Origin of the sequence: Rhodococcus sp. 008 (assembly GCF_001682295.1) — a bacterium.
In the GTDB taxonomy this organism is placed as follows: Bacteria; Actinomycetota; Actinomycetes; order Mycobacteriales; family Mycobacteriaceae; genus Rhodococcus_F; species Rhodococcus_F qingshengii.
On sequence record NZ_CP012749.1, the window covers coordinates 683,892 to 707,281 of the forward strand.

22 protein-coding genes are annotated in these 23,390 nt (G+C 62.3%); 8 read left to right on the forward strand and 14 right to left on the reverse strand.

Annotated features, from left to right (window positions below):
• The first annotated feature begins 4 nt into the window (after nucleotides 1-4).
• The gene (locus AOT96_RS03155) at nucleotides 5-1,216 is read left to right on the forward strand and encodes a low temperature requirement protein A (protein WP_054188866.1); all 1,212 of its coding nucleotides are present in this window, start codon (nucleotides 5-7) and stop codon (nucleotides 1,214-1,216) included.
• Between the two features lie 10 nt (nucleotides 1,217-1,226).
• Here the strand turns inward: AOT96_RS03155 and AOT96_RS03160 are convergent, their stop codons facing one another.
• The 7 genes from AOT96_RS03160 to AOT96_RS03190 form a co-directional block, all read right to left on the reverse strand.
• The gene (locus AOT96_RS03160) at nucleotides 1,227-2,465 is read right to left on the reverse strand and encodes a helix-turn-helix domain-containing protein (RefSeq protein ID WP_054188867.1); all 1,239 of its coding nucleotides are present in this window, start codon (nucleotides 2,463-2,465) and stop codon (nucleotides 1,227-1,229) included.
• A 106-nt stretch (nucleotides 2,466-2,571) separates the two neighbouring features.
• On the reverse strand, nucleotides 2,572-3,969 hold the full coding sequence (gene lpdA, locus AOT96_RS03165) for a dihydrolipoyl dehydrogenase (RefSeq protein ID WP_065351280.1): 1,398 nt from the start codon (nucleotides 3,967-3,969) through the stop codon (nucleotides 2,572-2,574).
• Nucleotides 3,970-3,975: 6 nt separating this feature from the next.
• Complete coding sequence (locus tag AOT96_RS03170) at nucleotides 3,976-5,493, reverse strand: 2-oxo acid dehydrogenase subunit E2 (protein WP_065351281.1); 1,518 nt, start codon at nucleotides 5,491-5,493, stop codon at nucleotides 3,976-3,978.
• A 2-nt stretch (nucleotides 5,494-5,495) separates the two neighbouring features.
• Nucleotides 5,496-6,545: an alpha-ketoacid dehydrogenase subunit beta gene (locus AOT96_RS03175; RefSeq protein WP_007733466.1), complete on the reverse strand. Its 1,050-nt coding sequence runs from the start codon at nucleotides 6,543-6,545 to the stop codon at nucleotides 5,496-5,498.
• A 10-nt stretch (nucleotides 6,546-6,555) separates the two neighbouring features.
• The gene (locus AOT96_RS03180; protein WP_051649553.1) at nucleotides 6,556-7,479 is read right to left on the reverse strand and encodes a thiamine pyrophosphate-dependent dehydrogenase E1 component subunit alpha; all 924 of its coding nucleotides are present in this window, start codon (nucleotides 7,477-7,479) and stop codon (nucleotides 6,556-6,558) included.
• A 236-nt stretch (nucleotides 7,480-7,715) separates the two neighbouring features.
• Nucleotides 7,716-8,177: an RNA polymerase sigma factor SigD gene (locus AOT96_RS03185; RefSeq protein WP_007733468.1), complete on the reverse strand. Its 462-nt coding sequence runs from the start codon at nucleotides 8,175-8,177 to the stop codon at nucleotides 7,716-7,718.
• A 63-nt stretch (nucleotides 8,178-8,240) separates the two neighbouring features.
• Nucleotides 8,241-8,807 (reverse strand): hypothetical protein, encoded by a 567-nt coding sequence (locus AOT96_RS03190; RefSeq protein ID WP_065351282.1) that lies wholly within the window; start codon nucleotides 8,805-8,807, stop codon nucleotides 8,241-8,243.
• A gap of 253 nt (nucleotides 8,808-9,060) precedes the next feature.
• Between AOT96_RS03190 and AOT96_RS03195 the strand changes: the two genes are divergently transcribed.
• Genes AOT96_RS03195 through AOT96_RS03210 form a run of 4 tightly spaced genes read left to right on the forward strand, consistent with a single transcriptional unit; the run spans nucleotide 9,061 to nucleotide 12,237 of the window.
• Nucleotides 9,061-9,717 carry a hypothetical protein gene (locus tag AOT96_RS03195; RefSeq protein ID WP_003939689.1) on the forward strand — a complete coding sequence of 219 codons (657 nt, stop codon included), beginning with the start codon at nucleotides 9,061-9,063 and terminating at the stop codon, nucleotides 9,715-9,717.
• Entirely contained in the window at nucleotides 9,710-10,273 is a 564-nt protein-coding gene (locus AOT96_RS03200; RefSeq protein WP_003940255.1) for a hypothetical protein, read from the forward strand. The genes AOT96_RS03195 and AOT96_RS03200 overlap by 8 nt, the downstream gene beginning before the upstream one ends.
• Nucleotides 10,274-10,285: 12 nt before the next feature.
• Complete coding sequence (locus AOT96_RS03205) at nucleotides 10,286-10,963, forward strand: response regulator transcription factor (RefSeq protein WP_047270932.1); 678 nt, start codon at nucleotides 10,286-10,288, stop codon at nucleotides 10,961-10,963.
• Nucleotides 10,960-12,237 carry a sensor histidine kinase gene (locus AOT96_RS03210; protein ID WP_065351283.1) on the forward strand — a complete coding sequence of 426 codons (1,278 nt, stop codon included), beginning with the start codon at nucleotides 10,960-10,962 and terminating at the stop codon, nucleotides 12,235-12,237. Before AOT96_RS03205 ends, AOT96_RS03210 begins: the two co-directional genes overlap by 4 nt.
• Nucleotides 12,238-12,304: 67 nt before the next feature.
• Here AOT96_RS03210 and AOT96_RS03215 read toward each other — a convergent pair whose 3' ends face one another.
• The 3 genes from AOT96_RS03215 to AOT96_RS03225 form a co-directional block, all read right to left on the reverse strand.
• Nucleotides 12,305-14,020 carry a glycerol-3-phosphate dehydrogenase/oxidase gene (locus AOT96_RS03215; protein WP_065351284.1) on the reverse strand — a complete coding sequence of 572 codons (1,716 nt, stop codon included), beginning with the start codon at nucleotides 14,018-14,020 and terminating at the stop codon, nucleotides 12,305-12,307.
• 48 nt (nucleotides 14,021-14,068) lie between these two features.
• On the reverse strand, nucleotides 14,069-15,577 hold the full coding sequence (gene glpK / locus AOT96_RS03220; protein ID WP_047270937.1) for a glycerol kinase GlpK: 1,509 nt from the start codon (nucleotides 15,575-15,577) through the stop codon (nucleotides 14,069-14,071).
• Between the two features lie 64 nt (nucleotides 15,578-15,641).
• Nucleotides 15,642-16,469: an MIP/aquaporin family protein gene (locus AOT96_RS03225; RefSeq protein ID WP_003940085.1), complete on the reverse strand. Its 828-nt coding sequence runs from the start codon at nucleotides 16,467-16,469 to the stop codon at nucleotides 15,642-15,644.
• A 239-nt stretch (nucleotides 16,470-16,708) separates the two neighbouring features.
• Between AOT96_RS03225 and AOT96_RS03230 the strand changes: the two genes are divergently transcribed.
• Nucleotides 16,709-17,692 carry a sugar-binding transcriptional regulator gene (locus tag AOT96_RS03230; protein WP_065351285.1) on the forward strand — a complete coding sequence of 328 codons (984 nt, stop codon included), beginning with the start codon at nucleotides 16,709-16,711 and terminating at the stop codon, nucleotides 17,690-17,692.
• Here AOT96_RS03230 and AOT96_RS03235 read toward each other — a convergent pair.
• Nucleotides 17,627-18,430 carry a TetR/AcrR family transcriptional regulator gene (locus AOT96_RS03235; RefSeq protein ID WP_065351286.1) on the reverse strand — a complete coding sequence of 268 codons (804 nt, stop codon included), beginning with the start codon at nucleotides 18,428-18,430 and terminating at the stop codon, nucleotides 17,627-17,629. The genes AOT96_RS03230 and AOT96_RS03235 overlap by 66 nt on opposite strands.
• A 93-nt stretch (nucleotides 18,431-18,523) precedes the next feature.
• Here AOT96_RS03235 and AOT96_RS03240 point away from each other — a divergent pair, with 93 nt between their 5' ends.
• Nucleotides 18,524-19,477: an ATP-binding cassette domain-containing protein gene (locus AOT96_RS03240; protein ID WP_063315906.1), complete on the forward strand. Its 954-nt coding sequence runs from the start codon at nucleotides 18,524-18,526 to the stop codon at nucleotides 19,475-19,477.
• Nucleotides 19,474-20,235 carry an ABC transporter permease gene (locus tag AOT96_RS03245; RefSeq protein ID WP_007733480.1) on the forward strand — a complete coding sequence of 254 codons (762 nt, stop codon included), beginning with the start codon at nucleotides 19,474-19,476 and terminating at the stop codon, nucleotides 20,233-20,235. The genes AOT96_RS03240 and AOT96_RS03245 overlap by 4 nt, the downstream gene beginning before the upstream one ends.
• A 92-nt stretch (nucleotides 20,236-20,327) precedes the next feature.
• On the opposite strand, the gene AOT96_RS03250 is transcribed toward AOT96_RS03245, so the two are convergent.
• From AOT96_RS03250 to AOT96_RS03260, 3 genes are all read right to left on the reverse strand, one after another.
• On the reverse strand, nucleotides 20,328-20,690 hold the full coding sequence (locus tag AOT96_RS03250) for an FKBP-type peptidyl-prolyl cis-trans isomerase (protein ID WP_003940440.1): 363 nt from the start codon (nucleotides 20,688-20,690) through the stop codon (nucleotides 20,328-20,330).
• 70 nt (nucleotides 20,691-20,760) lie between these two features.
• A complete protein-coding gene (locus tag AOT96_RS03255) occupies nucleotides 20,761-22,059 on the reverse strand; it encodes a citrate synthase (RefSeq protein WP_003940509.1) in 1,299 nt (432 codons plus the stop codon).
• A 358-nt stretch (nucleotides 22,060-22,417) separates the two neighbouring features.
• Entirely contained in the window at nucleotides 22,418-23,365 is a 948-nt protein-coding gene (locus AOT96_RS03260) for an aldose 1-epimerase family protein (protein WP_042921680.1), read from the reverse strand.
• Nucleotides 23,366-23,390: the final 25 nt, after the last annotated feature.

The following is a 23,390-nucleotide window of genomic DNA, read 5'->3' on the forward strand; positions in this document are numbered from 1 at the left end:
CTGTATGTCGGAACTCGGAAATGAACCAGACTCGAAGCAGAAGGCGGTGCTCGAGCGACACGCGTCATGGATCGAATTGTTCTTCGACCTCGTCGTGGTTGCCGGTATCGGTCAGCTGGCTCACCTGCTCCACGGTTCGCCGTCGTGGTCGGATGTCGCGCTCTACGCGTTGCTCTATCTCGCGTTCTGGACCGCGTGGGCGACGTTCACGATGTACGGCAACGTTGCCGGTGACCGTGTCCGGATCCCGAGCATGCTGATCGCCATGTTCGGACTGGCCGTCATGATGGCAGCCGTGGCCGGCATCCACGACAACCATGCGCTGGCCTTCGCTGTCGCCTACGTGGCCGTACGTCTGCTGGCGAGTCGGGTGTGGCACAACGGCCAGATAGTCGTGGACTGGCCGATCGCCCAGATGTCTCTCGGTGTGATCCCGTGGATCGTCTCGTTCTGGTTCGAGGGCGAAACTCGGTTCTGGCTCTGGACCGCCGGTGTGACCATCGACCTGCTGATCATGTTCGTCGTCTCCGGCAGCGCGATCATGGAAGACGCGCAGGAAAAGCTCGACCGCATCATCAAGGTTCGGGGGTTCAAGGACGACCGGATGCCCGAACTCGAAGCCCTGCACTCCGATCGGGCTCACCTTGCCGAGCGCTTGGGCCTGTACGTCATCATCGTGCTGGGCGAGGGTGTGATCCTCGTGATTTCTGCGGCCTCGAAGCTCACCTGGGACTCGACGGTGGTCAGCCTCGCAGTCGGATCGTTTGTCCTGCTCTCGGGCATGTGGGCTCTCTCGCTTCTCTACGGCCACGCCGGTGTTCCGCACCTGCAGGCCGAGAAGTTTCCCGCTCGCATCGACATGGCGCTGCACTGTTTCACCACCGGCGCTATCGCGGTTCTGGTCGCAGGGCTCGGAGCGGCAACCGAACACGGCGCGGAGCACACGCCCGCGAACCTGCGGTGGTTGTTGTGCGGAAGCATCGCAGTCTATTTCGGAATCAGCCTGGTGGCAGGGCTGTTCGCGCGATCGGACCGACGGTGGCTGCTCGGCTGGGCGCTCCCGTGCACCGCCATCCCCATCGTCATGGGCATCGTCGGCACGCACATGAGCGCCACGTGGATCATCTGGGTGCTGGTGGCCACCGTGTCCTGGCAGAACGGCTACGAGTACGCGCAGGTGCGGCGTTCGCGCCGCTCTGCTGTGCGCCTTTATTAACCCCCCGCGGTTAATAAAGGCGCACAGCAGGGGCGGTTTTTACCCTCACCGCCGGGTCGAAGCGATAGGGCTGAGCCAACAGGATTCCGGCCAATCGCTTACGCAACCTCGACATCTCGGCCCGGACGGTCACCGTCTTGCGTGGATCGCCGAACAACTGTGAGGCGAGCTGCGAGGCCGTGAGGCCCTCGGGCGCATGTGTCAGAGCCACGAGGATCTGCGAATGGCGCGGGCTGAGGTCGATGCTCCAGCTCCCCATTGCCGAGGAGTACCGCAATTCCATCGCATTCGGATCTTGCACATCCAATTCGACTTCGGCACAAACCGTTCCGGACGCCGGATCCATCTGAGGGCGGACGAGCCAACCACCCGGAAGCGGCTCGCACATACATAGTCCGAGCGACGGGAGCCAATGCTCGCCGCTGCTCATCACTTTCGGCAGTGCGATTCTGTAGATCGGCGCCATCGAGTCCACCGCCGCGACCCAGCCACTGCGGTCCACGACCACTGTCGGCTGACTCGCGCGAGCCAGCGTCGATACCGAGATCATCCGGAGCTGATCCAATCCGATTCGATGCTTCTCCCGCAGTGCGGATTCCGCCAGCCTGGCCACACTGTCCACCAGAGCGAGAGTCGACGGGTGGACCGTGTCTGCTGCGCCGGCGACGTTCACGACGGCGATGGCCCGGCGACTACGCGGATCTCGAACCGTCGCCCCGGAGCAGGTCCACGGATGCTGCGAGCGCGAGTAGTGCTCGGCCGAGAACACCTGCACTGCCGAACCTGATGCCAAGGAAGTGCCGATCCCGTTGGTACCGACAGCTTCCTCCGTCCACGACGCACCCTCGATCATCCCGAGCCGTTCGGCCCGATCCAGCATTCGACTGGACCCGTGTCGCCAGAGGATACGTCCGTAGCGGTCCGCCACCACGATCAGATTCGCGTCGTCCGGGCCGACGAGTGGTGCCAGACCGTGCACCGCCTCGTCGAAGATCTCCGCCATGCCGGCTGCGCGTCTGCCTTCTTCGATCTCGGATTCGCGGCCCGTCTCGGTGATCGAGCACCGGTCCGGATCGAGTCCGAGCGCACGCAAACGCGACCACGAATTCGCGATGACGGAGCGCGGACGCGCAGGCGGCTTGCGTCCCGACATCGTTGCTTCGTACACGGATTCGAGAACACGTGCGTACTGCGCCGGGTCTTCACCACTGGCCAGGGCCGGTTCAAGTCGATTCGTTTCGCCGATCACACTCCAGTCCTATGTGACGGGGTCATCGAAAGCGAGCGTTGCACCCGGTTGCAGAGTTGTTCGCGTGCGTGAACGAAAGGACCGCGTTCACGCACGCGAACGGTGCTCACGCGTTGAGGGGTCTCCCCAGCGCCGAGAGCACAGACTCGTGCATTGCCTCCGAGAGCGTCGGATGAGCAAACACGACCTCGGCGAGATCCTCGCCGGTGGCTTCGAGGGATCGAGCGATACCGAAACCCTGAATCTGCTCGGTCACATCCGGACCGACCATGTGCGCGCCGAGAAGTTCCCCGGTATCGGCGTCGAAGATCGTCTTGACGAAGCCTTCGGCCTCGCCGATCGCCAGTGCCTTGCCGTTCGCCTGCAGGTCGAAGTGTCCGACCCGCAGCGCGCGACCAGTACCGGCGCACTGCTTCTCCGTCAGACCCAGGCTCGCCACCTGTGGGCGGGCATACGTGCATCCCGGAACGTAGTCGCGATCGAGCGGATGAACGTCGGGCACGCCTGCCAGCTTTTCGACGCACAGGACAGCTTCGTGACTTGCCTTGTGCGCCAGACATGGAGCGCCCGCGACGTCACCGATCGCATAGATCCCGAAAGCGCTGGTACGGCACCACTGGTCGGTGACGATCGCACCGCGCTCGATCTCGACGCCCAGAGCCTCCAACCCCAGATCCTCGACGTTGCCGGTGATTCCGGCCGCCACCAACACCCGGTCCACGGTCAACGACTCGACACCGTCGCTCGTCTGCACATTCACCTGGACGGCGTCGTCGCCGACGGTCACCGCCGACACCGAGGCTACGGTGTGAATCGTGATGCCACGCTTCTCGAACTGCTTGCGAACGAAGGCCGAGATCTCTTCGTCCTCGACCGGCATGATGTGTGGTGCCATCTCGACGATGGTCACCTCGGTTCCGAGATCGCGGTACAGGCTGGCGAATTCGACTCCGATCGCGCCGGACCCGATCACGAGCAGCGACTTCGGCAGTTCCTTCGGGACGAGCGCGTCGAAGTAGGTCCATACCCGATCACCGTCGGGGGCAACGCCGGGAATCGAACGCGGCCGGGCACCGGTTGCAATGATCACGTGGTCGGCTCGATACGTCTGTCCTCCCACGGATACGACGCCTTTGTCCACCAACTTAGCGGCGCCTGAGATGACGTCGACGCCGTTCTTCTTCATCAGATAGGCAACACCGCCGGACAACCTCTCCGAAACCCCTCGGCTGTACGACACCAACTTCGAGATGTCGAACTGGACAGACGCCGAACTGAATCCGTATGTGTCGAGTTCACTCAAGGTATGCGCGACGTCCGCGCCGTGCAGCATCGCCTTGGTGGGGATACAACCCCAGTTGAGGCAGATACCTCCGAGGCGATCACGTTCTACCAGCGCGACGTTCAACCTCAACTGGGCAGCCCGGATCGCCGCCACGTAACCACCGGGGCCGCCACCGATGACAAGAACGTCGTACTTATGCGACGTATTGTTTTCCACCACAGCCCCTTACACCAACATCAGCGCGGGAGAAGCGACAAAGCGCTGGAGCTCCCGAAGGAAGGTCGCACCCAGGGCTCCGTCGATAACCCGGTGATCGCACGAGAGGGTCACGGTCATCACGGTCCGGGCAGAAACACTGTCACCGACCACCACCGCGCGCTTCTCCCCCGCACCTACGGCAAGGATCGCTCCCTGGGGCGGATTGATGATCGCGTCGAATGCCTTGATCCCGAACATGCCGAGGTTGGACACCGTGAAGGTTCCGCCCTGGAATTCTTCGGGACGAAGTTTGCCGGTCTTCGCCTTGGTGGCCAACGAGAGCACCTCACCCGAGATGTCCGCCAACGACTTGGTATTCGCGCTACGCACGATGGGCGTGATCAGCCCGGTCGGAAGTGCAACTGCCACCGAGACATCCGCCGACGCGAATCGAAGAACCGATTCGTTCGCGGCATCGAACTGGACGTTCACGTCCGGCACCTTCATCAGTGCAGCGGCGCAAGCCTTCACGATGAAGTCGTTGACCGACAGCTTGACCGCCGGGACGGTCGAATTGATCTCCTTGCGCAGAGCGAGGAGCGCATCGAGCTCGAGGTCTGCGGTGAGCCGGAAATGGGGTGCCTGCTGCTTGGACGCCTGCAACCTACCGGCGATTGCCGATCGCATGGGGGTGAAAGGAATTGTGTCGTACTCGGGTTCGGCCGCAACAGATTCGGTCTCAGCCGCCGCCTCGGGCAGGAGCTGCGCGGAACGAGCGGCGTCGTGCACATCGGCGACGCAGACGCGCCCCCGCGAACCCGTCGGACGACAGTCATGCAGGTTGACGCCCAGTGATCGGGCAGTTCTGCGTGCGACCGGGGTGGCAGGCACGGCACTGTCGTCGGCGGTCGATCGCAGCGGGAGGCCGGATCTCGCGGCCGGCACTACCGGCGCAACAGTGCCACCGGCGTCACGAATCGCGTCGTCGATGTCGCGGACACTGATCCACCCGAGGGGACCGGTACCCACTACGGCGGCGAGATCGATTCCGAGCGATTCCGCACGTCGGAGTGCGCGAGGACTCGCAAACACATCGTCCTGCGTCGTGCCTTGCAGAACGCTCGGTACGACGGTGGAACCGGTTGGTACAGGTTTCGGTGCAACAACCACCTTCGCAGCCGGTGTAGCCGCAGGTGTCACGGGAGCCGCCGGCGCAGCAGCTGGTGACGGTGCCGGCTCTTCCGCCGGCGCGGTTGCGCCGCGGGCGGCGAGGAACTGCTCGATCTCCGCATCCGTCGCGGACGCATCGGCGGACACACCGATCACGGCACCGACGGGCAGAGTCTGCCCAGGCGTGCCGACGATCTTGCGGAGAACACCGTCGAACGGCGCCTCGAGCTCGTTGGTGATCTTGCTGGTCTCGATCTCACAGATCAACTGGCCCTTGGTGAACGAGTCACCTTCCTCGATGAGCCACGCGTTGACCAACCCCTCCTCCATGGAGAGCCCCCATTTGGGGATGTCGATAGCTTTGATGTCAGCCATGATCAGGCTCTCACCAGCTTGCGAACCGACTCTTCGATGCGCGCCGCGTCAGGCAGCCAGGCAGTTTCGAGGGTCGGGGAGAACGGAACCGGCGTGTGCGGCGGCGTGATCAGTTCGATCGGCGCTTTCAGGTAGTTGAATCCCTTGGTGGCGATCAGCGCGGCTACGTCGTGCCCGAAACCGCAGCGGGCGGCGGATTCGTCGACGATCACGACCCTTCCAGTCGATGCGACGGATTCGAGGATGCCGTCCTCGTCCAATGGTGAGACGGTACGAGGATCGACAACCTCGACCGAAATACCCTCGGCGGCCAGCTTGTCTGCTACGTCGTTGGCGCGGTTCACCATTGCGGACAACGCGATGATCGTGACGTCGTCGCCCTGCCTGGTGTAGTTGGCGACGCCGAAAGGAATCGCGTACGGCTCGTCCGGCACTTCGTCCTTGAGGTCGTAGAGAACCTTGTGCTCACAGAAGACGACGGGATCGTCGTCCCGGATGGCTTGGATGAGAAGGCCTTTGGCGTCGTAGGCATTGGACGGAGCGACTACCTTCAGACCAGGCACTGCCGCGAACACGTTGTACGGAGACTGAGAGTGCTGCGCAGCGGCGGAGAACCCTGCGCCGATCATGCCTCGCACCACCAGCGGGGTTCTGGCCTTGCCACCGAACATGTAGCGGAACTTGGCAGCCTGGTTGTAGAGCGCGTCGTAGGAGACTCCGAAGAAGTCCATGAACATCAGCTCGGCGACCGGCCTCAGTCCGGTCAGTGCGGCTCCGGCAGCCATTCCGATGATCGCGGATTCGGTGATCGGGGTATCGATTACACGCTCCGATCCGAACTCCGTCCACAATCCCTTGGTGACACCCAGGACACCGCCAAATGCCTCGATCTTCTTCGTCTCCAGATCGGGATTGGTACCGGCATGCCCACCCCGTACGTCCTCACCGATGAGAACGACGCTCGGGTCGCGTTGCATTTCTTGGGCGATGGCCTCTTTGACGGCCTCGCGGTAGGTCTTCTTCGACACGTTCTCGGCTTCCACGCTTGTCATCTCGGGCTCCTCAGTACGACACGTAGACATCGGTCAGCAGATTCTCGACGGGTGGATACGCCGCGGCACGCGCCTTCGCTACCGCCTCGTCCACCAGCACTCGCGACTGCTCGTCCACCGCGTCCAGATCAGCGGTGCTGACCTTCTTCACATCCACGCTGCTACGGAAATTCTTGAGCGGATCCTTGGTTTCCCGTAGTTGCGCAACCTGTTCCGCCGTGCGGTACAGCTGCGCGTCACCCTCGAAGTGGCCGTGCCAACGGAATGCCGCCGCCTCGATCGTGGTGGGGCCACCGCCGGTCCTGGCGCGCTCCGATGCTTCCGCCATCGCGTCGTAGACCGCGAAGAAGTCGGTGCCGTCCACCTTGACGGCAGGCATGCCGAAGGATGCGGCGCGCGCGGCGATGTCGGGTGCACCAACTGCGTAGTCGGTTCCGGTGGCCTCACCGAATCCGTTGTTCTCGATCACGAAGACGATCGGAAGATCCAGCACCACAGCCATGTTCATCGCCTCGAAGACGGTTCCCTGGTTGGATCCACCGTCACCCGTGAACGACGCTGCGATGACACCGTTTCGAAGCGTCTTACCACTCAGTGCAGCGCCGATCGCCAACGACGGGGCTCCGCCGACAATCGCGTTGGCGCCGAGCATTCCCACGGACAGGTCGGCGATGTGCATCGAGCCGCCCTTACCGCGACACAGGCCGTCGTCCTTGCCGAAGATCTCGGCCATCATGCCGTTCAGATCGCAGCCCTTGGCGATGCAGTGCCCGTGACCGCGGTGAGTGGATCCGATGTAATCGGCGTCGCTCAGGTTCTCGCACACTCCCACCGCGATGGCTTCCTGGCCCGAGTAGAGGTGAATGAAGCCGGGGATGTCACCGGTTGCATTCTCTTCGTGCAGTCGATCCTCGAACGCACGGATGCGCGACATCTTCTCGTACGCCTTCAGCAATGCATCCCGGTCCAGCCCCGAATGAGGCTTGGCGCCGGTCTTTTTCGATCCTGGGGTTGTAGGCTTCTGCGCCGTCCGTTGAACCACAGTCACACTCCTCGTTCTCGATCACTCGTCGCCATGCAGTGTCGTGCAGGTCACGGGCGAAGGGAAAGAGTTGCGTGAGGTTGCCGGGAGTTGCGAAGGGTTGCAGCTGTTGACTTTCGAGCGTTGATTCAGGCGCCGCTCAGGCTGTCGCGTCTGATCTTGGCCAGCGCGCGGTGTTGGGCGAGTTCGACGGCGCTCGTTGTCGTTCGCAGTGACAGCGCCGTCTCGCGCACGTCGAAGCCGACAACGATGCGAGCTACCAAGACGTTGCGTTCTGCGGCCGACAGATCACCGAAGGGCAGAGTGAGTCGACTGGAGGCGGGTAGCGAATCGATTTCGCGACTGATCGCGTCGTACAGATGCGCGAGGAACGCTTCTCCGGCACGTCTACGTCGCCGAATGTCGGACAGGACGGATCGGCAGATACCGACGGCAATACGATCAGCGTCGAGCGGTCGCAGTTCGGCACGGCAGCGCCGCGTCACCAGAGGCACGATGCGTTGAAGGAGTTCTGCAATCGCGTCCCGATCCCCTCGGGACGCATCGTCGGCAACACTGTCGATCGAACGTCCACCTGCCCTGCTTGTCATTCCGATCTCCCCCTGGTTCGGCTCTTGGTCGAATTCCCGACTAATGCTCAGGTTTTGAAGTCGCTAGGGGCGTATCGGCTCGGGGCAGATCCCGGTTTGTTCCCCGATGATGTTGATCTCGGCGTTGGAACGAGGGTCAGCGCCGTAGTTGATCTGGTCGGTGCACTTCTCGGAGGGCTCGACGGCATCGGGCGGGAGGGGCGCCGGGCACGAACCCATCCGCTCTCCGATGCTGTTGATCTCCGCATTCGAACGAGGGTCACCCACATAGTTGATCTGATCGGTGCACTTGGTCGACTCGGTAGCCGGACCAGGGGCCGCAGGGGCAGCCGCGCTGGTCGAGACCGGTGTCCAGGCCGGCGCTGCTCCGCCCGCCGGGACTCCGGGGGTGGATGCGTCCGTACCGCCGCCCACCGAGTTCGAGCCTTCGACTGTCTCCGAAGTGGTCGCTGCGGTCAGCGGCGGTGGGGTCGTAGACGCCGCAACCACCGATGTAGTCGTCGTTTCGTCTCCTGGAGCGCTGTTGTCATCACTCGAACACCCTGTCATCGCGCACACCACCCCGATCGTCAGTACGGCGAGCAGCACTCGCGGACGCCGAGTCTTGTTGGTCAGCAATACTTCAGGCATTTGCTCTCACACTCCTCGATACGCGGATCAGCTCGTTCCGCCCAAGCGGTGAGCACCGACGTGACTCACTCTAGGAGCCTGATTCCATCGGTTTCGTAACAGAATTCCGTCGGTCGCGTACCAACTCTCGACGGTCCTGACATTCATACGATTACGTAACGGTGGGTGGCAAAACTCCGATATCGAGATCACCTGTGATCGTATGAAAACGCACATGCCGATGAGAGGGTTCGCAGCGGCCGGGGAGGGGAACGTGTTGTATCGGAGTGACATCTGCGGCGGTCGATCAGACCGTACTCGCAGCCTGTTCGGTACAGCGCTCGCGGCAGCAACCCTCGGAGCGTCCGTGATCACCGGCTGCGCGTCCACCCAGGGCGTTGTGATCGAAGGCGATGTCGCTTCCACCGGGTTGCCCGTCACACAACCTGCAGACCTGGCCAGACGGGTTGCCGAAAACTCGAGGTTGGGCCGGGCGCTCCTCGACGATCCTGGGGTGTCCGAGGGAGTGAAGACAGAACTTCGGTCGTGCCCTGACTGGTATCCGATCTCGGTCGGGTCCATCCTTCTCGATCCAGGCGCACCGCGTATCGTGCCGGAGACCGAACTCGTCGTCATGAATGTGTATCCGTGCCAACCGGCCCACCAACCCGGGACCGGAGTGTCGATTTCGGTCAACCTTGCCGGCTACGTCTACCGCAGCGGCAAGGCCGGTTCGAGTGAAGACGATCCCGAACTGGGTGAGCGCCTGTTCTCCGTCGAAGAGCGCGGAAAGTTCATCGTCAGCGGTCAACGCGCCGCGAGTTTGTCTGTCCTGGAAACGGATCCGCGGCCACCGGAGTTCGAATGTTGCCCCCGTCCACCGCTTCGGACCGAGTTCCACTGGGATGGAATGGAGTTCATCCGTGATTGATCGCCGTCGCCGCGCGATGCTCGCCGGTGTTTGCCTGCCGGTCGCGTTTGCTCTCGTCTCCTGTTCCACCGAGCCTGAATCAGAACCCACTCCGAATATCGCAGCATCACTCGACCCCTCGGATCTCTCACAGGGCTTGAGCATCGATCCTGTTGCCCTCCTCAGAGCAGACCCGGAAGTGTCCGATGCGGTCAAGGACAGTCTCCGACTGTGCGGTGATGCGAACTTCCCCTTCGAAATCCGGTACTCCCCCGTGACAGGCGCCGTTTGGCAAGATGCCGTCGTCAATGTCTTCACCTGCGAGTCTGTCGGCATCTGGGGACGACCGGCCCCACCGGTCAGCTTCATGGTCGCCGGATTCGTCTACCAGATCGACGAATCGGGCGCTCACAAAGTCTTCGGAGTGCAAGACCCAGGACGCTACGTCGTCGGCTCAACCGGAGGATTGTCGGTCATGGTCGACCTGTGCAAAGACCCCGGCATTCCGGAGTTCTGTCAATCGTCGACTGCATACAAGTGGACCGGTGAAGGGTTTGAGAGTGTTCCGTTCCCATGAAAGCGAAGGCCGATGACCGATCCGTTGATTTTGCTGGTCGAAGACGACGCTGTCATACGCGAAGCAACGCAATTGAATCTCGAACGCAACGGGTTTCGGGTGATCACCGCATCGGGTGGGTTGACCGGCATGGATATGGCGATCGACGCCAAGCCGGATATCGCCGTCCTCGACGTGATGCTTCCCGACCTGAACGGAATCAGCCTGTGCCGACGCATTCGTGAGGAACTGTCGGTGCCGGTCATCATGCTGTCCGCGCGCGACGACCCGGTCGACATCGTTCTCGGATTGGAAGCCGGTGCCGACGACTACGTCACCAAGCCCTTCGACAGCGGTGTCCTGGTGGCCCGTATCCGCAGTGTGCTCCGGCGGGTCGAATCCCATTCCGGTACGGAGAAAGACATCGTGACTCTCGGCGATCTGGAGATCGATCGCGAGTTGGTGACCGTCACGCGTTCGGGCGCCGAAGTGGCTCTCACACCCACCGAAATGAAGCTGCTCCTGGTCATGGTGAGTGTGCCGCGCAAAGTCTGGTCTCGCTCCGAACTGCTCTCGGACGTCTGGGATTACGACTGGGGCGGCGATACGCGCATCGTCGACGTTCACGTTCAGCGATTGCGCACGAAGATCGGCTCCGAACAGATCCGGACCGTCCGGGGGTTCGGCTACACGATGGACAACCATCGGTGAGATCGCGGGATCTCGCTGCCAAGCTCCCGTCCACCGGGAGGCGGTTGTCGTTTCAGTGGAAGATCGCGGCGGCCATCACGTTCGTGATTGCCGTCGCCTCGATCACGCTCAGTACCGTGATGCATCAAACCTTTTCACACAACCAAGAGGATGCAGCGCGGGCGGCAGCTGATCGCAATCTCCAACTGGTGCTGCAGGACGAAACGGGCAGCATGCGTGCGCTGTTCCGCGCCACCACAGATGGTCTCGACGTTCCGGAAGAGTTGCGTCAGGCCGTGGCGGGCGGCAAACGTGCCACCTACCTTGTCGACAGCGGGGACCAGCCATTCGTCTGGGCTGCTGCCGACGTCAACACTCAGGTGGTGGCGATTCGCGTCCCGTACACCGCGCAGCGGGAATCGATCGCCAGCGTCGATCGGACACTTCGCAACGCCACCGTCGCAGTGATCGCAGCGGGTGCCGTCCTGGGTGTGCTGCTTGGACTCGCGATGTCGTATCGATTGCGCTCGGCCGCCCGTGCGGCTCGCAAAGTGTCTACCGGAGCGGACATCCGCGTCCGCTCGGTCACCTGGTCGCTTTTCGACGACGAGATCACCGAGCTGGCGGATGCGGTCGACGCGATGTCCGATGCTCTACGGGGACAATTGGACGCCGAGAAGCGCGTGACAGCCAACATCGCGCACGATCTCAGGACACCCATCTCCGGACTGGTCGGCGCCGCAGAACTCCTGCCACCCGGTAGGCCAACCGAATTGGTGCGCGACGGCGTCCATAAACTCAGGAGGCTCGCCGAGGACGTCATCGAAGTGGCACGCCTCGACACCACCTCCGAGCAGGCTGACATCCAATCGGTGGAACTGGCACCGGTGGTGCGTCACGCGATTTCCACCACCGGGGTGGAATGCGAAGTGAGAGTTCACGGGACGCCTGTGTCGCACACCGACGCACGTCGGCTCGAGCGGATCATCGCCAACCTGATCTTGAATGCTCGCAATCACGGAAAGTCGCCGATCAATGTCCACGTCGACCACTCCCGCATCACGGTCCGGGATCGGGGCGTCGGGTTCACTGAAGAGTGGCTTCGCCAGGGGCCGAGGAGATTTCAGACCAACTCCGTCGAACGCGGCCCGAACTCGGGCCTGGGCCTCGGCTTGACGATCGTAGTGGGACAAGCGGCGGTCATCGGCGCTCGTATCGACTTCGCGAACCATCCGAACGGGGGCGCGGTGGTGACGATCGACCTCCCCGAATGTTCGGCAGACGAGTTCGATTGACACCGAGGCAGTTCGGTCGATCGGCCGGGACACAGGGTCCCGGCCGATCATTGGTGGTGTCTCGGACTCAAACCTGTCCGACAGCGACTCCGGTGCGAACGTCCGGTGCACCGAGGCGCGCCGCATCAGCGGTCAGGTCATCGGGCTGCTCCTGAGATTCCCGCTCGGCTGCAACACGCAACCGGTAGTGTTCGATCTCCTCGGCAATGTGCTCGGGAGTCCAACCCAGCACCGGCGCAACCAGTTCGGCTACTTCCGCTGCTGCCGCGTCGCCGCGGTCGGTCACCTCGATGGAGATGCGGGTACGACGGGTGAGGATGTCGTCGAGATGCTGCGCACCCTCATGGCTCGCAGCGTAGTGGATCTCCGCCTTGAGGTACTCGGGGGCGGAGTCCAACGGCTGCCCCAGTTCCGGTCGCGCCTCGACGAGTTCGAACAACTCGTCAGCCAGAGTGCCGTACCGACCCAGTAGGTGCTCGATGGTCGAAACGTGCAGTCCCGTGCGCTCAGCGGTGAGATGCCGATTGTTGTGCGCGGCAAAGTAGCCGTCGGCACCCACAAGTTGGATACGCTCGGTGCAGGACTTCGGCACCTTCTGTTCCAATCCGTGCACCGCGGAATCGACAGCGTCCTTGGCCATCACGCGGTAAGTGGTGTACTTGCCACCGGCGACCACCGTCAAACCTCGGACCGGACTCGACACCGCATGCTCACGCGAGAGAGTGCTGGTCGAATCCGATTCGCCGAACAGCAACGGACGCAACCCCGCGTACACACCGACGACGTCCTCGTGCGTCAACTCGTCCTGAAGGAGCTTGTTGACATGTCCGAGGATGTAGTCGATATCGCTTCGGCTCGCTGCCGGATGGGCGAGGTCGAGGTTCCAGTCGGTGTCCGTCGTGCCGATGATCCAGTGGCTTCCCCACGGGATCACGAACAGCAGACTCTTCTCGGTCCGCGTGATGATTCCGGTAGAGGAGTTGATGCGGTTTCGCGGGACGACCAGGTGCACACCTTTCGAAGCGCGAACCTGGAATTGTCCTCGACCACCTACCATTTCCTGGATCTCGTCGGTCCAGACCCCGGCGGCGTTGATGACCTGACGAGCACGGATCTCGAACGCGCGACCTGTTTCCAGATCCACGGCCTTCACCCCGACTACGCGGTCCTCCTCACGGAGAAAGCCGATTACGCGGGTGCTGTTCACGCACAGTGCGCCGTATTCGGCTGCTGTGCGCGCCAGCATCATCGTGTGGCGGGCGTCATCTACCTGACCCTCGTAGAACTTGACCGAACCCCGGATAGCAGAGCGCTTTCCGGAAGGGAACGATTCGAGAGTCTTCTTCTTGCCCACATGCTTGTGGTGTGAGGGAACCCCGCGGCCTGCGCCCATCACGTCGTAGACGCCGATGCCCAGACCGACGTACGGCCGGTCGATCAACTTCTCGAGTGGGTAGATGAACGGCACCGGCTTCGCGAGATGCGGGCACAGCGAATTCAGAACCAGCGACCGCTCACGCAGTGCCTCGAACACGAGCGCAAAATTGAACTGCTCGAGGTAACGCAGTCCGCCGTGGAACAGCTTGCTCGACCTGCTCGAGGTTCCGGACGCGAAGTCACGAGCCTCCACCAAGCCCACCTTCAGACCGCGAGTTGCGGCGTCGAGCGCGCTACCCGCTCCGACCACGCCACCGCCGATAACGAGGACGTCGAGTTCGGTTTCTTCCAACTTCTTCAGCGACTCCGCCCGCGAGGACGGACTCAATGCTTGTGCTGTGCTCATGAAAACTGTTCCTTCACTTGAAAATAGGTAGAAATGGGGGCGCCGCGATCAGTCTGCGTCGACCCAGTCGAGTGTCCGAGTGACGGCTTTCTGCCAGCCTGCATACAGGCGCTCACGCTCGGCCGAATCCATCGACGGCGTCCAGCTCTTGTCCTTCGCCCAGTTGCTGCGAATGTCGTCCTCGCTCTCCCAGTACCCGACCGCGAGACCAGCGGCGTACGCAGCGCCCAATGCCGTGGTCTCCGCAACGACAGGGCGGATCACCTCGACGTCGAGCAGATCGGCCTGGAATTGCATGAGGAGTTCGTTCGCGACCATTCCGCCGTCGACCTTGAGAACCTTCAAGTCGACACCCGAGTCGAGGTTCATCGCCTCGATCACCTCACGACTCTGGTACGCAGTCGCTTCGAGCACCGCCCGGGCAAGGTGCCCCTTGTTCACGAACCTTGTCAGACCGACGATCGCACCGCGTGCATCCGCGCGCCAATGCGGTGCAAACAGGCCCGAGAACGCGGGCACGAAGTACGCGCCACCGTTGTCGTCCACAGAGCGCGCGTTCACCTCGATGTCGGCCGCGTTGTCGATCATGCCGAGGTTGTCCCGAAGCCACTGGACCAGCGAACCGGTCACGGCGATCGATCCTTCCAGTGCGTAAACCGTTGGCTGCTCACCGATCTTGTAACAGACCGTCGTCAACAAGCCGTTCTTGCTCATCACCTTTTCGGTGCCGGTGTTGAGGAGCACGAAGTTGCCGGTTCCGTAGGTGTTCTTCGCTTCTCCGGGCGAGAGGCAGGCCTGACCGAAAGTCGCTGCTTGCTGATCGCCGAGGATTCCGGCGATCGGCACGCCGGACAACGTTCCGCGTTCGCGCACGAATCCGAAAGTTTCGGACGAGCTGCGAATCTCGGGGAGCATCGATTCGGGGATGCCCATGTCGGCGCAGATCGCCGAATCCCAAGCGAGAGTGTCGAGATCCATCAACAGAGTGCGCGACGCGTTGGTGGGGTCGGTAGCGTGCACTCCGCCGTCGACGCCGCCGGTCATGTTCCACAGCACCCAGGTGTCCATCGTGCCGAAGCACAACTCGCCTGCTTCGGCCTTCTCACGCGCGCCCTCGACGTTGTCGAGAATCCACTTGACCTTGGGGCCCGAAAAGTACGTGGCCAACGGCAATCCGGTGACTTCGGCGTACTTCCTGGGGCCGTCTTCGCCGGCGAGTGCAGTACAGATTCGATCGGTGCGTGTGTCCTGCCAGACGATGGCGTTGTAAACGGGCTTTCCGGTTGCTCGTTCCCAGACCACTGCCGTCTCACGCTGATTGGTGATGCCGACGGATGCGATGTCGGCCGCGGTCAGATCTGCGTTGGCCAAGGCGCCCGCGGTGACGTTGCGGACGTTGTCCCAAATTTCGATCGGATCGTGTTCGACCCAGCCTGCCTGCGGAAAGATCTGTGTGTGCTCGTGCTGTTCGACAGCGACTACGTGCCCACTGTGATCGAAGATCATGCATCGCGTGGAGGTGGTTCCCTGGTCTATCGCGGCTACGAACTGCGCCATCGTGCTACCCCTTTGGTGTCGAAGAAAGTGCGAAAGATTTACTGTCAGAGATGATGATTCGCCATCAGGCCGGTATCGTGGCCGGCTCCTCGGCTGCCTTCTCCACCGACTCGTCAGGCAGGAATCGACCAATCAGCTTGTCGTAGAGGAACACCCCGATCGGAGCGCCGATCAGCGGCCCCACGATGGGCACCCAGAAATACAGGCTCCCGTACTGATCTCGCCAGGCGCTGCCGTAACCGGTGAGATACGACGCCAGCCGCGGACCGAAGTCGCGGGCCGGATTGATGGCGTAACCCGCGTTGGTCGCCCATGCGAATCCGATTGCCACCACGATCAAACCGACGACGAAGGGCGCAAGATTCGCGAGCGGCGGAGTTCCCCGAGTATCGGTCACCGCAACGATGAGGAACAACAGGATCGCCGTGCCGATGATCTGATCTATCAGCGCTGATCCCAGACTGACCGGGAGCGTTCCGTTTCCGGGCATCGTCGAGAAGATCGTCTGAGTCGCCGTTGTGTGTCCGGGATCGATGGCATTGAGCATGTCGTTGTAATTCCACCGGACGATCAGGGCCGCGACAAAGGCTCCAGCGGTCTGCGCCAGCGTGTAGGGCAGGACCTTGCGCCAGGAGAATCCCCGGAAGATCGCAAAGGCGAAGGTTACTGCGGGGTTCAGATGAGCACCCGTCACCCGGCCTGCGACATAGATGCCGAACATGACGCCGAGTCCCCAGGCCCACGCGATACTGTCGTGTCCGCCGAGACCCCCACCGCTCCCGCCGGACACAACCTGCGCCACAACTCCGACGCCGAACAAGATCAATATCATCGTTCCGGCGAACTCGGCTGCCAACTCGCCTGGAAGCCCTAATCGCTTGGCTTTCTCCATCCCCACCCTCACTTCGTTGTGATGCATGTCATAGTTTGGATTGCTGCACCCGTAGCGTAAAGCCCTTTGCACATTCACGCATAGCTCGTGCACATATGTGCAAATACCCCATTTGCGCACCGTAACGCGGGTAACAGACACACTTCTGGGACTTTGCGTGATCGAGCGCCTCGGCCTGGGCCTACTCGGATAGGATTCGGTTCAATGCTCTTGCACGTACGTGCAGACAGGACGAACCCATGGAAACTCCCACTTCGGACTCCGCTACCTCCGATCCGGCGGACCCGCGCATCGCCGACGCAGTTCAGGCCGCACGCCTCTACTACTTCCAGGACCAGACCATGGCTGCCATCGGCCGCGACATGGGGGTGTCCCGATCCACCGTCTCCCGATTGATCACCTACGCGCGCACCTCGGGTCTCGTCGAGATCAAGATCAGCACCCCGCACGGCCAGGCTCCTCGCATCGAACGCGAGTTCTCGGACCGTTACGGAGTGCGCGCCCACGTGGTGACCGTGCCGGAACTGGTGGGAGATCTCGAGCGACTCGAAAAGGTCGCAACCTTTGCCGGACGCCTGCTGGCGTCGTTCTTCGACAGCGACATGGTGATGGGGATCGCCTGGGGAACCACTCTCAGTGAAGTCAGCAAGCACCTTGCCCCCAAACGCACGTACAACTCGTACGTCGTGCAACTCAACGGCGCCGCGAATACTCGCACCACCGGGATCTCTTACGCCAGCGACATCATCAGAACCATCGCCGACGCCTACGGTGCTCTGCCACAAGGATTTCCGGTGCCTGCCTTCTTCGACTACCCGGAAACTCGGGAGCAACTGTGGCGCGAACGAAGCATCAAACGCGTCTTGGACATGCAGAAGCGAATGGACCTGGCAGTCTTCAGCATCGGCGTACCGGGCGGCAACGTACCGAGTCACGTCTACACCGCCGGATACCTCGAACCCGATGAAGCAGAAGCACTTCGACGCGACGGAGTGGTCGGCGACATCGCAACCGTCTTCTTCCGGTCGGACGGGAGCTACCGCGGAATCGAACTCAACGAGCGCGCGAGCGGCCCGCGACTGGACCTTTTCGAGAAGGTCGCCAGGCGCGTGTGCATCGTCGCCGGAACAGCAAAACTGCCGGCTCTGGAGGGAGCACTACGGGGCGGGCTGATCACCGATCTGATCATCGACGACGTCAGCGCCACCGCGCTGGTGTCCTGACCGCTGCACCAGCTTCTCGATTCCGTCGAGAAGTAAACCGAGCGAGAAACTGAAATCGAAGGCATCGTCGCCGGCGGCCTCACCCTCCGGGCTGCCGTCCTCGAAGCCGCCTTCCTCGATTGCTGCACTCAGGTAGGGGAATCCCTCCCGATTGATGACACGAGCAATGAGAGCGCCGTATGCGACGTCGTCGTCTGCCGACTGCGCTGAACGAGAAGCCAGGTCAGCCGAGAATCGAGCGCGGCCGATGACGAACAACGACACGTTGGTCACCACCTGGAACTTCGACGCGGCGCTCAGGGCGACCCCGTCGAGGGCGCTCAGACCCGCGTCGAGCCACGCCATGTTGTTGGGCCCGGTCGGTGGAGCCGTGATGGGCAGCTTGAGCCACCACGGTCGACTCAGCATCGTGGCATACTCCTGATTCGCCCACGCCTCGAGCTTGACGCGCCAGGTCACGCCGTCGGGAATCACCGGCGGCGGCCCGATCACCCGATCCGAAATCAGTTCGATCAGTTCGTCTTTGCTTGCCACGTAGCGGTAGAGCGACATGGTCGTGAAGCCGAGCGCTTTGGCCACGCGGCCCATCGACAGAGCGGCGACGCCTTCTGCGTCGGCCAATTCGATCGCGGTGTCGAGAATTTGCTCGAGACTGAGCCCCTTCTTCGGACCCCGCGTTCCCGGCTGGTCCAGTCCCCAGGCCAGTTCAACTGCTCTCGGTAGCGCTCCGCGATCCATAAGCTCCCACTCTTCACTCTTGCCATCATCCTAGAACTGTGTACGCTATAAACACGAGTTTATGACATACACAGTTCTTACTTGGAGGTCTCGATGTCAGGAACGATCCCCGCAATCTCGGTCCGCGGACTCCGTAAGCGCTACGGCGATCAACAGGTACTGGCTGGACTCGACCTGTCGGTCCCGGCCGGATCGGTGTACGCCCTCCTCGGCGCGAACGGCGCCGGAAAGACCACGGCCGTAAGAATTCTCACCACCCTCATCCCCTTCGACGGAGGCGAGGTCATGGTCGCGGGGCATTCACTGCCCGGAGATCCACAGAACGTTCGGCGGCGCATCAGCGTGACCGGGCAGTACGCAGCCGTCGACACCTTGCTGACCGGATTCGAGAACCTCACCCTACTGGGCGAACTGAATCACCTGGGCCGGAAGAACTCCCGTCGCCGTGCCGAGGAATTGCTCGACCAGTTCGTTTTGACGGACTTCGGCGACAAACGCGCCGGCGACTACTCGGGCGGCATGCTCAGACGACTCGACATCGCAATGAGCCTCGTCGCCCGACCGGACGTCGTCTTTCTCGACGAACCCACCACCGGCCTGGACCCGCGAAGCCGCCACGACATGTGGTCGATCGTTCGAGGACTCACAGCGTCAGGCGTCACCATCTTCCTCACCACCCAATACCTCGACGAGGCAGACGAATTGGCCGATACGGTCGGCGTGCTGAGCGGCGGCCGCATCGTCGCCGAGGGAACACCGGACGAACTCAAACGCCTTGTTCCCGGCGGCCACGTCGCACTGCAATTCGAGAACCTGGCCCAACTCGAACTCGCCGCGGCATCACTGCCGCAGGCGCATTCGAATGCCGAGACCTTGACCCTGCACATCCCTTCCGACGGGGCAGTTCCGTCGATCAAAGCGATCCTCGACTCGATCGACGATCCGTCGATCACCGTCGAGAAGTTCTCCGTTCACACTCCGGATCTGGACGACGTGTTCTTCGCGCTCACCGGATCAGGCCAACCCGAGATTGCGAGCGTTCGATGACCTCCACCATTGCAATCGATTCCGCGGTGATGCTCCGCCGGAATCTCAAACACGTTCTGCGCAGTCCGGATTCGATGATCACCGCGATAGCCCTTCCGGTCATGCTCATGCTGCTGTTCGTCTACGTCTTCGGCGGCGCCATCAACACCGGTAGCGAGTACATCGACTACGTCGTGCCAGGAATCATCCTTCTGTGCGCCGGTTTCGGCGCCTCGACCACTGCGGTCAGCGTCTCGAGCGACATGAAGGACGGGATCATCGACCGTTTCCGGACCTTGGCGATCTCTCCGCCGTCGGTCCTGACCGGTCATGTACTGGCCAGCGTCGTCCGCAACGTCCTGACTACGGCGATCGTGGTCGTGGTTGCGCTGATCATGGGATTTCGCCCGACCAGCGATCCGTTGCGCTGGCTCGGCGTCGCCGCTGTGATCGTCGCCTTCGTCTTTGCCATGTCGTACCTCTCGACAGCTTTGGGACTCTTGGCCAAGAACCCGGAGGCTGCAAGCGGATTCACCTTCGCCATCATGTTCCTGCCCTACGTCAGCACTGCTTTCGTACCGGCTGAGACCATGCCGTCCTGGCTGCAGGGGTTTGCCCGGCACCAACCCGTGACTCCGATCATCGAGACTGTGCGCGGACTCCTGATGGGCACGCCGATCGGGAACAGCGCGGCCATCGCCCTCGCGTGGTGCCTGGGCATCGCCGCCGTGGGATTCGTGTGGTCGAACTGGCTCTACCGACGAAAGACCGCGAGCTGACCACACAAGAAAGCCCCACACCTGACGGTGCGGGGCTGCTTGTGCTGTGCGCCTTTATTAACCGCGGGGGGTTAATAAAGGCGCACAGTGGATTACTTGGCGTCCAGCAGATCGATCACGAAGACCAAGGTCTTGCCGGAAAGCTGGTGCCCTGCACCGGCGGGGCCGTATGCCAGCTCCGGCGGAATGGTGAGCTGACGGCGTCCGCCGACCTTCATGCCCGGGATGCCGTCCTGCCAGCCCTTGATCAGGCCACGAAGCGGGAACTGAATGGACTCGCCACGGCTCCAGGAAGAGTCGAACTCTTCGCCGGACTCGAACTCGACACCGACGTAGTGAACGTCGACGGTGCCACCGGGAACGGCTTCGGCGCCTTCTCCGACAACCAGATCCTTGATGACCAGATCGGTCGGCGCGGGGCCTTCCTGGAACTCGATTACGGGCTTGCTACTCATGGGTCCTCCTCGTTGAGGCGAAATGTTGGGTACAGAAGACTAGCGGGTGGTGATATCGCTAGGTCACGCGTCAGCGGGACGTGATGTCTCTGTAGTCACGCTCGGTGTAGCCGGTGTAGATCTGGCGCGGGCGGCCGATCTTCGTAGCCGGATCCTCGTGCATTTCACGCCAGTGCGCAATCCAGCCGGGCAGACGGCCCATGGCGAACAGCACCGTGAACATGCGCGGCGGGAAGCCCATCGCGCGGTAGATGAGGCCGGTGTAGAAGTCGACGTTCGGGTAGAGCTTGCGCTCGATGAAGTAGTCGTCCGTGAGGGCGGCCTCTTCGAGTTGCATTGCGATGTTGAGCAGTTCGTCGTCGCCGCCGAGCTTGGCGAGGATGGTGTGCGCGGTTTCGCGGACCAGCGCAGCGCGCGGATCGTAGTTGCGGTAGACGCGGTGCCCGAAGCCCATGAGCTTCACGCCGTCTTCCTTGTTCTTGACCTTGCGGACGAACTCGGCTGCGGTGCTGCCGCTGGCCTTGATCTCGTCGAGCATCTCGAGCACTGCCTGGTTGGCGCCGCCGTGCAGCGGGCCCCACAGTGCGTTGATGCCGGCCGAGACGGAGGTGAACAGGTTGGCGTCCGACGAGCCGACCATGCGCACGGTCGACGTGGAGCAGTTCTGCTCGTGGTCTGCGTGCAGGATCAGCAGCATGTCGAGTGCCTTGGCGACCTCGGGATCACCCTGGTACGGCTCGGCGGGGAAGCCGAACGTCATACGCATGAAGTTCTCGACCAGGTTCAACGAGTTGTCCGGGTACAGGAACGGCTGTCCGACGGACTTCTTGTACGCGTACGCAGCGATGGTCGGCAGCTTGGCGAGAAGACGGATGGTGGACAGTTCCACCTGCTCCGGATCCTCGGGATCGAGCGAATCCTGGTAGTACGCCGACAATGCGTTCACTGCGGACGAGAGAACCGGCATCGGGTGAGCGTTGCGCGGGAATCCGTCGAAGAACCGCTTGAGGTCCTCGTGAAGCAGGGTGTGTCGACGGATGCGGTCCGTGAAGGACTCGAGCTGGGCGTCGGTCGGCAGTTCGCCGTAGATCAGCAGGTAGCTGACCTCGATGAACGTCGACTTACCTGCCAACTGCTCGATGGGATATCCGCGGTAACGCAGGATTCCCTTCTCACCGTCGATGTAGGTGATTGCAGAACTGGTGGATGCAGTGTTCACAAAACCGGGGTCAAGGGTGGTGTACCCCGTTGTGGCCAGCAGCTTTCCCAGCTCGATGCCGTCATTGCCCTCTGTTGCCCTGGCAATGGACATCGTGTACTCACCACCGGGGTAAGTAAGCGTGGGCTTTGTGTCATTGTCAGCGGGCACGAAGGATCCCTCTCAAGCTCGAACCAACGAGTAACTACATGCGATCAACTAGAAACTAGTCGCACGGGAGAGATCGTGCCGAAGGAGGGTCGCTCCACGGCTATTTTTCGGGTACTCACGAACCCGACATACCCACCGAAACTGAAACATGTTCCAGTCTGGGCTTTCCCACTCGCGTGACCGGTACTCCAGTCTACGGAATCGCGCATTTACCCACACTGATCTGCAAATCTCGGCTGCAATTCGCAAATGGGAGCAACGTCGGACCTTCCGGACCACTGACACGGGGTACCGAAAACCGATTGTTATCGGCTGATGCCTACTTGGTGTTACACGATCCCACGGTATGAGAGCCGGATCACAGCGCCTTGATGCCCCAGCTACCCGTCCACGTCTGACCCGGATGAAGCACCAGGAGATCGATGCCCGAGTTGAAGGCGTCAGGCGGGCAGGTCATCGGCTCCAAAGCCAATGCGCGGCCGCGATCGGGATACCCCTTGTCGTTGGCGGGATCTGCGACGAATGCCTGAATCCACGGGAACTCGCGGTTGGTCCACAGGGCAGTGCCCGTTCCATCCGGAGCCAGCAGCTCGTGTTGCGTGCGACCACTGCCGTCGACGACGTCCAATGCGCTGTACGGAGTGTCCAACTGCACCCCGGCAAGCAGTCTCGGTGTCCGGAAGTCGTAGTCCGTACCGGCGACTGCCTGCGAATACGCGTTCGGCAGCATCCTCGCCGGATCGATCGGCAACCGCGTGCCTGCTGCCAGATGCAGAGCACATTCGTCGAGCGGAAAGTCGCCGGCGCGAATGAAGGTGTGCATTCCGAGCCCGAACGGCGACGAGGTCGCACCCTTGTTCGTGGCCGTGTGCGTGACGGTCAGTCCGTCGGCACCGACCTCGTAGGCGACCGTCAGCTGCAACGGATAGGGCCAACCCTTGTGAAGTCCCACGTCGACCGACAGTTCGACGCGCTCGTACGTGTGGTCCACGAGGCTCCAATTGCGACGCCGGACGAACCCGTGGCTCGCGTTCCCCAGCGCAGGTTCGGTGATCTCGAGTTGATGCTCGATCCCGTCGAACATGAAGTGCCCGTCGCGAATTCGGTTGGGCCACGGCGCGAGAACCAATCCGGCCGACAGCGGTGGCTTCGATCCGAGTGCCCAGGTCTCGGTCAGCGCGCGCTGACCGTTCGGTCCTTCGTGATCGAGTAGCCGCAACCCGGCACCGGCCGCGGCGATCTCGGCTCGATAGCCTCCACCACGGATCTCGAACCCTCCCCTACCCGTGCTGTGCGGCGCAGTCATACGTACCAGTTTCCACCACGAGCGA

What these genes read in the sequence shown, in the direction of transcription:
- AOT96_RS03245 (WP_007733480.1), top strand. Translation starts at nt 19,474, where the DNA reads ATGACCTCCACCATTGCAATCGATTCCGCGGTGATGCTCCGCCGGAAT.
- AOT96_RS03215 (WP_065351284.1), bottom strand. Translation starts at nt 14,020, where the DNA reads ATGAGCACAGCACAAGCATTGAGTCCGTCCTCGCGGGCGGAGTCGCTG.
- AOT96_RS03240 (WP_063315906.1), top strand. Translation starts at nt 18,524, where the DNA reads ATGTCAGGAACGATCCCCGCAATCTCGGTCCGCGGACTCCGTAAGCGC.
- AOT96_RS03260 (WP_042921680.1), bottom strand. Translation starts at nt 23,365, where the DNA reads ATGACTGCGCCGCACAGCACGGGTAGGGGAGGGTTCGAGATCCGTGGT.
- glpK (WP_047270937.1), bottom strand. Translation starts at nt 15,577, where the DNA reads ATGGCGCAGTTCGTAGCCGCGATAGACCAGGGAACCACCTCCACGCGA.
- AOT96_RS03180 (WP_051649553.1), bottom strand. Translation starts at nt 7,479, where the DNA reads ATGTCGCGCATCCGTGCGTTCGAGGATCGACTGCACGAAGAGAATGCA.
- AOT96_RS03170 (WP_065351281.1), bottom strand. Translation starts at nt 5,493, where the DNA reads ATGGCTGACATCAAAGCTATCGACATCCCCAAATGGGGGCTCTCCATG.
- AOT96_RS03190 (WP_065351282.1), bottom strand. Translation starts at nt 8,807, where the DNA reads ATGCCTGAAGTATTGCTGACCAACAAGACTCGGCGTCCGCGAGTGCTG.
- AOT96_RS03185 (WP_007733468.1), bottom strand. Translation starts at nt 8,177, where the DNA reads ATGACAAGCAGGGCAGGTGGACGTTCGATCGACAGTGTTGCCGACGAT.
- AOT96_RS03250 (WP_003940440.1), bottom strand. Translation starts at nt 20,690, where the DNA reads ATGAGTAGCAAGCCCGTAATCGAGTTCCAGGAAGGCCCCGCGCCGACC.
- AOT96_RS03235 (WP_065351286.1), bottom strand. Translation starts at nt 18,430, where the DNA reads ATGGATCGCGGAGCGCTACCGAGAGCAGTTGAACTGGCCTGGGGACTG.
- AOT96_RS03175 (WP_007733466.1), bottom strand. Translation starts at nt 6,545, where the DNA reads ATGACAAGCGTGGAAGCCGAGAACGTGTCGAAGAAGACCTACCGCGAG.
- AOT96_RS03155 (WP_054188866.1), top strand. Translation starts at nt 5, where the DNA reads ATGTCGGAACTCGGAAATGAACCAGACTCGAAGCAGAAGGCGGTGCTC.
- AOT96_RS03225 (WP_003940085.1), bottom strand. Translation starts at nt 16,469, where the DNA reads ATGGAGAAAGCCAAGCGATTAGGGCTTCCAGGCGAGTTGGCAGCCGAG.
- AOT96_RS03205 (WP_047270932.1), top strand. Translation starts at nt 10,286, where the DNA reads ATGACCGATCCGTTGATTTTGCTGGTCGAAGACGACGCTGTCATACGC.
- AOT96_RS03230 (WP_065351285.1), top strand. Translation starts at nt 16,709, where the DNA reads ATGGAAACTCCCACTTCGGACTCCGCTACCTCCGATCCGGCGGACCCG.